The organism is Membranihabitans marinus (assembly GCF_021729155.1).
GTDB classification, from domain to species: domain Bacteria; phylum Bacteroidota; class Bacteroidia; order Chitinophagales; family Saprospiraceae; genus Membranihabitans; species Membranihabitans marinus.
This window is the reverse complement of record NZ_JAJQYA010000004.1, coordinates 256,964-268,216: the sequence shown is the minus strand read 5'-3', so window position 1 is coordinate 268,216 and position 11,253 is coordinate 256,964. Positions and strand designations below refer to the sequence as shown.

Genomic DNA, 11,253 nt, shown 5'->3' with positions numbered 1-11,253 from the left:
TGGACAGAAATCCAGCGTAGTATACTAGAAAAATACTCAGATCGGATATCGGAGTATATCTGAAAACAAAAGTAAGATTAGGTTCTTTCAGTCGGCCTACGGCCTCCTTCTAGAACCTAATCTTACTTCCCAAAAGAGGGAAGTAGAATAATATTATTTTTAAACAAAGACACAGTTAAATGAACTATCCCGTGGAGCGAAGGCCATTTTTTTATTACATATTCCAGCACAACCACCTTCATCTAAGCATTTTTTGATTAATATACCACATTCCCATCTGTCGTTACATTCGTCTCCCCAACTTGAGTCGCCATTATCACAATATACTTTGTATTTGTTAGCCATTCTTAGATCAATAATATCTTTCTCACTTTCAAGGATGAAAAAATCAGGTTCTCTTTCCTCTGAACTCAGTAATTTAATAGTATTGGTCTTTGAATTCCATTCGTAGTTTAAATATATAATATCACTGCTATTTGATTTGATATCCATATTTGCTACTTGTTCAAAAAATTCTTGATAATTTATTGGTTTATGTTCTAAATCTGATAGATCAACTTCTTTGTTACAAGAAAAGATTATCACCATTGAAATCAATAACCAACTCAAATAAATTAAATTTTTCATTTTTTTAAATTTTATTATTTGAAAATTAAACTGGTAATCTCATTCTTTGTATTAGTTGAGAACACTTAATAAACTATTACAATATTTTTCCAAGGGTGATTAGCCCTATGTCAATCATTTATTAAATTAGATATTTATTATTAATGATGCAATTTATGCTCTATACAGGCCTTATGATTATATACATGGCTTTGCCTTAATATAGTGAATTGTTTCTATATTTACAAATATTGTATCGATTATAATTGGTGTAGTATTTTATTGTGTTGTTGTTTTTAGTATATATGTATTGAAAATGCTAATTGACCTCACTAGAGGTGATATGAGTCAAAGAAGGTATATCGCTCAACTTTTCTTGATATCTTTCATTTTCTATTTAACCCTCGTAGCCATTGACAATAATTTTGTTTGCCCAATAAATTTGCGTTATCAGGGCAGATCGATAGTGCATTACCCATTACCCGTTAACCATTAATCATTACCCATTAATCCGTGACCATTCTCAATTCTTTTACTTAATTTGCCTCTCTTAATCACAAATTAGAGAATATGTCCGTTTTTCTTCAGTGCTGTCTTGTGTTCCTAGGAGGAGGAATAGGGTCTATGCTGAGATTTATTCTTGGTGTGTACATACAACGTCAAGTCAGTTCTACCTGGCCCTTGGCTACATGGACGGTAAACATCGTGGGGTCATTGATCATCGGTATGCTCTTTGGTTACATGATGGATATCGGATCCAAACCCGACTTTGTCCGATTGTTGTTGATCACAGGTTTTTGTGGTGGATTTACCACCTTTTCCGCTTTCTCTTTGGAAAACGTCCTACTTCTTCAAGAAGGACACTATAGTCAATTTTTTCTCTATGCATTTTCCAGTATAGGATTGGGGCTGCTGGCAGTGTATATAGGCTTTAAACTATTTCAGATTTAATCTGCATACGTTATTATTTTGAAATGACTTCCCGTTTTATGCCATCCTTGGCTTCTATATCGGCAGATTGTCTAGCCTATATTTAATTGACTTAAATGAAGTTGTAAGACATGTTTTAGGTCTTGTATAATATTGATTAATAAAGGAGAAGGATTTTTAATCTGAAATTTTAACAAATATATTTTTACATAAGATTAAACCATTGCTTCCATAATTCATCTAATAATAAGCTTACAATTAAACCTTATCCTTGTTGGGCAATTAATTAAAATGTATAGCTGTATTAAAAACACGAATTAGGTCAAATTGTCCATAAAATATGTGCATTCGTATAAATATTGAAGTTGAACAACCGTATTATGGTAGATTTGTTAACTGATATATTTCAAATATTTGTAAAATATAATAATGATGAAATTTTTAATAACCTCTTTTATGGTCGTATTGCTATCCAGTGCAGCATGGGCTCAATTTCCTGGCGCTGGTGGTAATAAAACCTCCATCGTAGGTAAAATTGAAGGTAGTGTATTGGACTCTTTGTCCGATTCTCCCATTGAATTTGCCACTATAGCATTGAGAAGGTCGGGATTTGACAAGGATATTGACGGAACCATTTCTGGTACAGATGGTAGCTTTACCATTGGTAATCTCAAACCCGGAAAGTACGACATAAATGTTTCTTTTATAGGTTATAATGCGGTATTGATAAAGGATGTTGAATTGACTTTGAAAAATCCAGATGCCAGTATTGGGGTTGTTAAACTAATGACAGATGAAGTGTTATTGGAGGCCGTAAAAGTGGAAGGCCAGCGCGCCCTGGTTGAAAATAAAGTCGATCGATTGGTCTATAATGCCGAAGACGATGCCTCTGTTAGAGGTGGTGATGCAGCAGATGTACTCCGTAAAGTTCCTATGTTGGCCGTAGATATGAATGGTAACGTTTCCTTGCGTGGGTCGGAAAACTTAAGAATATTGGTCAATGGAAAGCCTTCTGGAATCTTTTCGGGATCAATAGCCGATGCATTGAAAATGATACCAGCAGATGAAATTTCCAAGGTGGAAGTGATTACTACACCCAGCGCCAAATACGATGGAGAAGGATCCGGTGGAATAATCAATATCATTACCAAGAAGAGCAAGGTGCAAGGCGTGAGTGGCAATGTCAATGCAGCTGTAGGGAATCGTCAGAATAGAGCAGCCTTTAATATTTCTGGTGTCAAACAGCGCTTTGGTGTCAATGGAGGGGGCGGACTGTTTTACAGCTGGCCTCAAGAAGGAAGTAATAGTTTTCTCAGAGAAGATTATATAGATGGTCAAACTAGAGTGTTTGAGCAAGATGGGGATACCAAAAGTTCTAGGATTGGTTTTAGAGGAAAATTCGGTGCTTTTTACGATTTCAATGCTTATAATTCTATTAACTCTACCATCTCTTTTAGAGGTTTTAGTTTTAACAATGAATCCACCTTGCTGTCCAATTACAATGACCCCATCAACCAATTGGTAGAGCAATACAATCGATTTAACGATGGTTCGAATTTAAAAACAGGATTTGATTGGACGACTGATTACACCAAAAAATTTGAAACTGAAGGTCAAGAATTAACTTTCGCTTTTCAATTAAATGGAGATATAAGCAATGACGACAAAACCATTGAACGTCAAGGAAATGATGTGACTTTGGATTATCTAGAAAAAAATATAAACAAGGGTAATAATTTCGAATATACTTTACAGGCAGATTATATTCAACCCTTATCCAAAACATTTAAAATAGAGACTGGATTGAAATCTGTGTTGAGAAATATCGATAGCGATTATACCTTTGATGTATTCAATACGGATAATCAACAATATGAAGAAGATCCCAGTCGAAGTAATGTATTCCTATACGATCAAAATGTGTATTCTGCATATGTGTCATCTAATCTAACTTTTGCCAAAACTTGGTCTATGGTAGCTGGAGCTCGGTATGAACATACCCAACTGGATGGAAAATTTGATGATGGTTCAGGGGCTTTTGATCAGAGTTATGGCAATGTACTTCCCAGTATTATCATCGCTAAAAAGATTAAATTCAATACTATTAAGGCATCCTTTACTCAGAGAATTCAACGACCGAGTTTGTTTTATATAAACCCTTATCGAAATCAAGAAGAAAGAAAAATCATTACCGAGGGTAATCCAGAACTGAAACCGGAGTTAACAGATCAATTTGAATTGGGATATTCTACATTTATAAGGGGAACTGTGATTAATTTCAGTACCTATTACAAACGAACAAAGGACATTATCTCCAGTTTCTTACGTATTAATGATAATGGTATTTCTGTAAGTACTTTTGAAAATGTGGGTAAGACCGATATTTATGGAGCTAACTTATTTACCTCATTTACCGTGAAAAATAATTGGACATTGCGCGGGAATATCGATGTCAATCAGTATAAAATAATATCGGGCGGAGAAGAATACAATATTGAAAATGGAACAAAGAGTGACTTAATTTACAGGATATTTGCCAGTTCTTCCTACAGTTTCAAAAAAGGTTGGAAGGCAGAATTATTCGCTTTTTACAATTCACCCAGATGGTCGGTACAAGGATCATTACCCTCATTTTCTATGATGAATTTAGGAGTACAAAAAGAAATTTTTGGAGATAGAGGAACCATTGGTTTAACGGTGATTGATCCATTTAATGCCAACAAATCCTTTAAATCCGATTTAGTAGGAGACAATTTTGTTCAAACCTCTGATTTTACTATACCATTTAGATCTTTTGGGGTAAACTTTAGTTACCGCTTTGGCAAACTAGATTTTAAACAACAAGATAGAAAAAGTGTAATTAACAATGATGATGTGAAGAGTGGTGGAGGAGACCAGCAAGGTGGAGGACAAGGGTTCTAGATTAAATCAATATAAAACACAAAAGCGGCGATATCCATTCGATATCGCCGCTTTTGTGTTTTATTATAGCTCCTGGATTTGGTATGATTCAATCCCTAACCCAATGAATCTTTTATTCCGCTTGATCTGCTTCCACAGCCACCGGTAGATTTACTTCGATCTGATCTTGTAACAATGAGGTAAAATCCTGTCTTTGTCGAATCAAATAATCTTTATTGTCCTTGATCAACACTTCCGCAGGAAGTAATCTCGAATTGTAATTCGAAGCCATCATAAAGCAATAAGCACCCGCATTTTTAAATACCAATATATCATTGGGCGTAATGGTGTTGATCTTGCGATTGTAGCCAAATGTATCGGTCTCACATATATAGCCCACTACCGTATATAATTTAGGTACACCTTCGGGATTGGAAATATTGATGATTTCGTGATGTGCTCCATAGAACATCGGTCGAATCATATGATTAAATCCTGAATTAATACCTGCAAAAACAGTACTCGTCGTCTGTTTGATGATATTCGTTTTGGCTAAAAAGTATCCACTTTCACTGACCAAATATTTACCCGGCTCAAAAGCCAAAGTCAAATCTTTGCCTACTTCTTTGCAAAATTTATTAAACTTAATCGACATCAATCGTCCAAATTCTTCAATGTCGGTTTCAATATCTTCATTTTTATATTTAACCTTGAATCCCGATCCAAAATCAATATAATCGAGGTCGTTAAACAATCGAGCTTGGTTAAATAATATGTCTGTAGCATATAAAAACACATCTACATCGAGTATGTCTGACCCCGTATGCATATGAATGCCTTCAACATTGATTTTTAAATTTTCTACAATACGCACAACCAAAGGCATCTGATGGATAGAGATCCCAAACTTGGAGTCGATGTGACCCACAGATATCTTACTGTTGCCACCGGCCATTACATGAGGATTGATACGAATACATATCTTCAAATCCGGATAATGATGTCCAAAATATTCTAACAATTCAATATTGTCGATATTGATGCGTACTCCCAATCGTATAGCATCCTCAATCTCAGCCGCACCCACAGAATTCGGTGTAAATACGATGTCGTTGGGATCGAAGCCAGCATGTAGACTCAGCTTAATCTCTTCTATGGAAACAGCATCGATGCCAGCTCCCAACTCCTTCATTATCTTAAGGATGTTGATGTTGGTTAATGCCTTACAAGCATAGTTGATCTTGAGTTTGGGAACATCAAAAGCATTTACCATCTTGTGGTATTGACTTTCAATCTTGTTGGCATCATATATAAATAGTGGACTGCCATATTTTTCTGCCATTTCCAGTAACGGCACATTCTGAACACAATACTGCCCATTAATCAACTCCATAGAAATTACTTTACAAGTTTAAATATTATTATAAAGAACAAATTTACAGTAATTTTTCAAATTAATGAGGCCATCCTCATAACTAAGAAATTAAGATGGTCGAAGTTGATTTAAAATACCTGTATCTTATTGGCTTCCGAAGACTATATTGTCTATATATCTGCATAATCACTAAGAGGTGAAAGACTGGTTAAAAGATTCTTTCTGTCCATTGGGAGATTGTAGCTTAGCATAAAACATCCTTAAACGAAATTGCGAAGATCTAATATAAATATTCAAGAGCTAAGTCCATCAATACAATAGAGCCACCATAAAAAAACAACATACCATCGAGGAAGAAAGGATAGAAGTAAGAGGATTTTTGCTCGATTTTAGACCAAATTAATATTGACAAAATCAATGGCGTCAATAACAATACTATGGAGGTCGACAGCGGCCACTCTAGTCCTTGACCAGTTAAAAACCCAAGGTAGCTAGCCGTCAAAAGAAATATCATGGCTAGGATTTTACTATTGACATTGCCCAAGATTATGGGGAGTGTTTTGATATTTAATTTGTTGTCATAACCTCGGTCTCGAATGTCGAAGGGAATGGCTAGGGCAAAAAAGAAGGATAATATGGCAAAAAAATAGAAAAGATGGTATTGGTTTTTTACAAAATCAACAGTGGCCAATAGGGGAATACCAAAACACATCATTGACCATACCAGAGTTAGGGCAAATATTTTTAGATAGGACCACTCTTTCAGCCGACGCTGGGAGATCAAGGGAAAAACATATGCAGATGAAATAAGTATGGGAATGATAAGTAGGAGCTTATATCGCCACGGTAAAACCAGAAAGACAATGGCAGAGGCGGTTATCGACATATAAATAAATGGCATAAGCAACCTATTCTTATACTTGCTAAAAATATTGATATACCGATGTGGTTTTGGCTTCTGTGGATGATGGGTTAAGTTGTAATAACTGTGAAAATTGTATACGGTTAATGTGCCAAAAAATATAAATAGCAAATACGATTTGGACGGGGTTATGTCCATGAGTACCATATTGCCCAATGTGCACAACACTGCACATAGACCTAACCAAATATGGCTCTCCAGTAAAAATGAAACACCATTGATTAGCCATTTCGGCACGGCAATATTCATATGCCTCGCTTAAAAGTATTTAAAATTATGTTGAGCTTCTATATTTTGTAAACTGTGATAAATAAGGTGGATTACATTTTCAATATCTGATTTATGAGCGGTCTCTACCGTAGTGTGCATATATCTCAAAGGAAGTGATATCAATGCCGATGGCACACCGTCGTTGCTGTAGGCAAATGCATCGGTATCTGTGCCAGTACTTCTTGAGGCTGCCTCTCGTTGGATGGAAATGTCGTTATCCTTAGCCGTTTTGATAATGAGATCGAGTAAGGTATACTGAACCGCTGGCCCGTAGGTCAAGGCAGGACCCAATCCACATTTAACTTCTCCATGAACCTTATTGTCTATCATTGGAGTAGAGGTGTCGTGGGTTACATCGGTGATTATAGCAGCATGAGGTTTAATCCTCTCCGCTATCATCTGTGCTCCGCGCAATCCTATTTCTTCTTGAACCGCATTGACAATATATAGTGAATAAGGCAATTCAATCTTGTTCTCTTTCATCATTCTAGCCACCTGAGCGATGCAAAATCCCCCCATGCGATTGTCCAGTGCTCTGCCCACATAATAGGTATCGTTCAGTAGCTCAAGTTGATCGGGATAGGTAATGATACAGCCTACATGTATGCCCATAGCTAATACTTCGTCCTTGTCTTTGGCTCCTACATCGATAAACAGTTTGTTGACTTCTACTTTAGCCGCAGACTTATCCTTGCGAGTATGAATCGCTGGCCAGCCAAACACTCCGCGTACTTCTCCATTGGCGGTGTGAATATTCACTCTTTTACCCGGAGCAATATCTTGGTCAGATCCACCATTTCGGACTACGTAGATAAAACCTTCCTTGCTGATATAATTGACAAACCATGAGATTTCATCGGCATGAGCTTCAATAACTATCCGTTGTTCTTTGCCGGGATTAATGACGCCATAAACCGTACCATAATTGTCCAATTCGTATTCGTCAATATAGGGCTTGATGTAATCGAGCCATATTTTTTGACCCGCAACTTCTCGACCAGTAGGCGAGGCGTTGTTTAAGTATTTATGTAAAAATTCAATGGATTGATTATCCCAAATCATAATTTATTATTTTTTCCAGTTTTGTGGAGATTTATTCCATTCATTTAACGAAGCGAGATCTTTGTCTGAGATATAATTGAGTTCCAGTGCTTTTTCAAGCATAATGGGGTAATTACTCAGGGTCTTGTATTCTATATTTGCCACTTTAAAATTTTCTTTGCCCGCTTCCAATTCATAGGAGAATACGGCGGCAATACCTACTACTTCAAGACCTTGGGCTTGAATGTTTTGTGCGGCTTTAATCGAACTACCTCCAGTGGAGATCAAATCTTCGATTAACAATACCCTTTGGCCAGGTTTGAAATCACCTTCAATTAAGTTTTGTCGACCGTGACCTTTGGCCGCAGATCGAACATATATCAAGGGTTTAGATAATTCGTGTGCCAAGATAGAAGCATAGGGAATACCTGCAGTGGCTACCCCCGCGACAACATCAAATTCACTAAATTCCCCGCAAAGCTCAACCAAGGCCTGGGAAATGATGTTTCTTTCTTTGGGATGGGACAATGTCATCCGATTGTCGCAATAAATAGGCGATTGGATGCCAGAAGCCCAAGTAAAGGGATTTTCAACATTAAGTTTTATTGCTTTTAACGTTAATAATATCTCTGCAATTTCCTTATGTTTAGTATTCATTTAACTTCGCTTAATTTTTATAAAAGTAACAAATGTACAAAATCTATATTAATGAAAATCCAATTTTACTTTGCTCTACCAGTCAATATCTGGAGATGGAAGATAAAACTGGTTGGGAATGCTATCAGTACAATGGCAAAGTCAAAACCTTGCCCAATTTCATCGATAGCTTGGAAAAGGCTAAACAACCCAAGAAAATTCTTCTGTATTACAAAGATTTCATTCAATTAAAGGACGAATTCAAAGGGATGTATAGAAAAATTACTGCAGGCGGTGGATTGGTTTTTAATCCTCAAAATGAAATATTATTTATTTACCGAAGGGGATATTGGGATTTGCCTAAAGGGAAAATGGAAAAAGATGAAAATAAACGCCAATGTGCACTTAGGGAAGTAGAGGAAGAGACGGGGTTGAAAGGATTGACCATCAACAAGAAAATTACAAAAACCAGACATACCTACCGTCATCCTCGGACAGGACAGAGAATGTTGAAAATAACTCATTGGTATGAGATGCACACTACAGGGGATTATCAAGACTTGTCTCTGCAAGCAGAAGAAGATATAGAGGATGCAAAATGGGTGACATTGAATGATTTTTTTGATGAAAATAATATTACTTTTGCTAGTATAAGATATTTGCTAAATGAGTATTTGATGTTTCAAAATAGCGTCAAAGGATAGCAAAAGAGTGATATTTAAAGGATTAGAGTACGGGTTAAATTTTAATTGATATGAAAATTATAGACGGTCGTTCACTGGCGAGTGAGATAAAATCAGAGATTAAACACGAGGTAAAGAAATTTATTAATGGGGGAGGAAAAGTTCCTCACTTAGCTGCGGTTTTGGTGGGAGAAAATCCAGCCAGTCAGGCTTATGTGCGCAACAAAATAAAGAGTTGTGAAAAAGTAGGTTTTGAATCCACTCTAATTCGCAAATCTGAAAATATATCAGAGGATGAATTATTGGCCATTATTGACAAGTTGAATAACAATGACGATGTAGATGGTTTTATCGTTCAATTGCCATTGCCCAAACATATAGATGAATCCAAAGTCACTCTGTCCATCGATCCCAAAAAAGATGTAGATGGATTTCATCCCGTAAATATCGGTAGAATGGCCCTAGGTCTGCCTTGTTACTTGCCAGCTACTCCAAATGGCATATTGACCATTCTCGAGCGATATAATATTAAAACTTCAGGAAAAAATATAGTTGTCATTGGGCGAAGCAATATAGTGGGAACTCCCATTAGCATATTGCTTTCTCGTAATACTAAACTGGGCAACGGTACAGTAACATTGACCCATAGCCGAACCGCCGACTTGGTATCAGAAGTTCAAAGAGCCGATATAATTATTGCAGCGATTGGAATTCCTGAGTTTATTTCTGCCGATATGGTCAAAGAAGGAGCAGTAATCATCGATGTGGGAATCAATAGAGTGGAGGACGAAAATGCTCCCAAAGGTTATAAACTGGTAGGGGATGTAGATTTTGATGAAGTCGCAGCCAAAGCAAGTTATATTACTCCAGTCCCTGGAGGTGTAGGTCAAATGACGGTAACTAGTTTGTTACAAAACACGCTAAAAGCAGCCAGAAAAGAAGTATATGGATAACCATATCAAAATAATCATAGATGGTGTTGATGATGTCGATTCACTTTTGGGTTTGCTATCATTACTTCCATTTGAAGGATTTGAAGAGGATGTAAAAGCCGTAGTGGCTTATATTCCGAAAGAAAAATGGCAGGCTGATGTCATCGGAGAAGTGGAAACATTGGCCCAACAGTTTCAAGGTCGTTTAACCGTAGAAGAGATACCATTTGAAAACTGGAATCAATCCTGGGAAGAAGGATACGATGAAGTGGTAATCGATGATATCTGTAGGATATATGCCCCTTTTCATACTGAAAATCCAAATTCTTTTGACACGGAAATCCAGATCTTACCTCAAATGGCTTTTGGGACAGGACACCATGAGACTACTGAAATGATGATAAGGTTGATGTACAAAAATAAATCATCGATCGAAGGGAAATCTTGCTTGGATTTTGGTGCTGGTTCCGGTGTACTGGCTATATATGCAGGTCTGAATGGAGGCAAAGAAATAGTAGCCGTGGAGATCGATCGATATGCAGCTCTCAATATGGAAGAGAATTTTGCCATCAATCATACCTTGTTTATTGAAGGCTATTGTGGAGATGTGTCAGCCCTACCCAAAAACAGGCAATACGATTTGATATTGGCCAATGTTACTCGAAATGTAATCACTGAACATCTGTCCTTTTTTAAGGATTCATTGCTGGATGGAGGTAAGTTGTTGATATCTGGGATCTTAGTAAAGGATGAGGATTATATGGAGTCCGCTGGGCAACAGCATAATTTTAAGGTTACCGATCGTCTGCATAAGGGGAAATGGTGTGCAATGGAGTTAACTCAGAAATAATATTCTGTTTGGTAGATAGATGATTTTCTTCTTTAGATTAGGTAATGATTTCAGTGGATATATTATTCCATAAAAGACTGATATATTGTCTAATACTAACATCAATC

At 36.7% G+C, this 11,253-nt stretch carries 10 protein-coding genes; 5 read left to right on the top strand and 5 right to left on the bottom strand.

All coding sequences use genetic code 11. The features are described from left to right. Positions 1-159: 159 nt before the first annotated feature. Entirely contained in the window at positions 160-627 is a 468-nt protein-coding gene (locus tag LVD51_RS04735; protein WP_236970045.1) for a hypothetical protein, read from the bottom strand. A gap of 549 nt (positions 628-1,176) precedes the next feature. Here LVD51_RS04735 and crcB point away from each other — a divergent pair. Together crcB and LVD51_RS04725 are read left to right on the top strand one after the other, a co-directional pair. Continuing rightward, positions 1,177-1,557 (top strand): fluoride efflux transporter CrcB, encoded by a 381-nt coding sequence (crcB, locus tag LVD51_RS04730; RefSeq protein ID WP_236970044.1) that lies wholly within the window; start codon positions 1,177-1,179, stop codon positions 1,555-1,557. Positions 1,558-1,965: 408 nt separating this feature from the next. Beyond that, complete coding sequence (locus tag LVD51_RS04725; RefSeq protein ID WP_236970043.1) at positions 1,966-4,458, top strand: TonB-dependent receptor family protein; 2,493 nt, start codon at positions 1,966-1,968, stop codon at positions 4,456-4,458. 112 nt (positions 4,459-4,570) lie between these two features. Here the strand turns inward: LVD51_RS04725 and lysA are convergent, their stop codons facing one another. The 4 genes from lysA to pyrE form a co-directional block, all read right to left on the bottom strand. After that, entirely contained in the window at positions 4,571-5,830 is a 1,260-nt protein-coding gene (gene lysA / locus LVD51_RS04720) for a diaminopimelate decarboxylase (RefSeq protein ID WP_236970042.1), read from the bottom strand. A gap of 262 nt (positions 5,831-6,092) precedes the next feature. Next, positions 6,093-6,983, bottom strand: coding sequence for a UbiA family prenyltransferase (locus tag LVD51_RS04715; protein ID WP_236970041.1), 891 nt, complete (start codon positions 6,981-6,983; stop codon positions 6,093-6,095). Between the two features lie 9 nt (positions 6,984-6,992). Further along, on the bottom strand, positions 6,993-8,066 hold the full coding sequence (locus tag LVD51_RS04710) for a M42 family metallopeptidase (protein WP_236970040.1): 1,074 nt from the start codon (positions 8,064-8,066) through the stop codon (positions 6,993-6,995). 6 nt (positions 8,067-8,072) lie between these two features. Continuing rightward, a complete protein-coding gene (pyrE, locus tag LVD51_RS04705) occupies positions 8,073-8,702 on the bottom strand; it encodes an orotate phosphoribosyltransferase (protein WP_236970039.1) in 630 nt (209 codons plus the stop codon). A 32-nt stretch (positions 8,703-8,734) separates the two neighbouring features. Here pyrE and LVD51_RS04700 point away from each other — a divergent pair, with 32 nt between their 5' ends. From LVD51_RS04700 to prmA, 3 genes are read left to right on the top strand one after another with little or no spacing between them, the layout of a single operon-like run. Beyond that, on the top strand, positions 8,735-9,385 hold the full coding sequence (locus LVD51_RS04700) for an NUDIX hydrolase (protein WP_236970038.1): 651 nt from the start codon (positions 8,735-8,737) through the stop codon (positions 9,383-9,385). A 50-nt stretch (positions 9,386-9,435) separates the two neighbouring features. Then, the gene (gene folD / locus LVD51_RS04695; RefSeq protein WP_236970037.1) at positions 9,436-10,317 is read left to right on the top strand and encodes a bifunctional methylenetetrahydrofolate dehydrogenase/methenyltetrahydrofolate cyclohydrolase FolD; all 882 of its coding nucleotides are present in this window, start codon (positions 9,436-9,438) and stop codon (positions 10,315-10,317) included. Beyond that, positions 10,310-11,146: a 50S ribosomal protein L11 methyltransferase gene (prmA, locus tag LVD51_RS04690; RefSeq protein ID WP_236970036.1), complete on the top strand. Its 837-nt coding sequence runs from the start codon at positions 10,310-10,312 to the stop codon at positions 11,144-11,146. Before folD ends, prmA begins: the two co-directional genes overlap by 8 nt. The last annotated feature ends 107 nt before the right edge of the window (positions 11,147-11,253 follow it).

What these genes read in the sequence shown, in the direction of transcription:
- crcB (WP_236970044.1), top strand. Translation starts at nt 1,177, where the DNA reads ATGTCCGTTTTTCTTCAGTGCTGTCTTGTGTTCCTAGGAGGAGGAATA.
- folD (WP_236970037.1), top strand. Translation starts at nt 9,436, where the DNA reads ATGAAAATTATAGACGGTCGTTCACTGGCGAGTGAGATAAAATCAGAG.
- LVD51_RS04725 (WP_236970043.1), top strand. Translation starts at nt 1,966, where the DNA reads ATGATGAAATTTTTAATAACCTCTTTTATGGTCGTATTGCTATCCAGT.
- LVD51_RS04735 (WP_236970045.1), bottom strand. Translation starts at nt 627, where the DNA reads ATGAAAAATTTAATTTATTTGAGTTGGTTATTGATTTCAATGGTGATA.
- lysA (WP_236970042.1), bottom strand. Translation starts at nt 5,830, where the DNA reads ATGGAGTTGATTAATGGGCAGTATTGTGTTCAGAATGTGCCGTTACTG.
- LVD51_RS04715 (WP_236970041.1), bottom strand. Translation starts at nt 6,983, where the DNA reads ATGAATATTGCCGTGCCGAAATGGCTAATCAATGGTGTTTCATTTTTA.
- pyrE (WP_236970039.1), bottom strand. Translation starts at nt 8,702, where the DNA reads ATGAATACTAAACATAAGGAAATTGCAGAGATATTATTAACGTTAAAA.
- prmA (WP_236970036.1), top strand. Translation starts at nt 10,310, where the DNA reads ATGGATAACCATATCAAAATAATCATAGATGGTGTTGATGATGTCGAT.
- LVD51_RS04710 (WP_236970040.1), bottom strand. Translation starts at nt 8,066, where the DNA reads ATGATTTGGGATAATCAATCCATTGAATTTTTACATAAATACTTAAAC.
- LVD51_RS04700 (WP_236970038.1), top strand. Translation starts at nt 8,735, where the DNA reads ATGTACAAAATCTATATTAATGAAAATCCAATTTTACTTTGCTCTACC.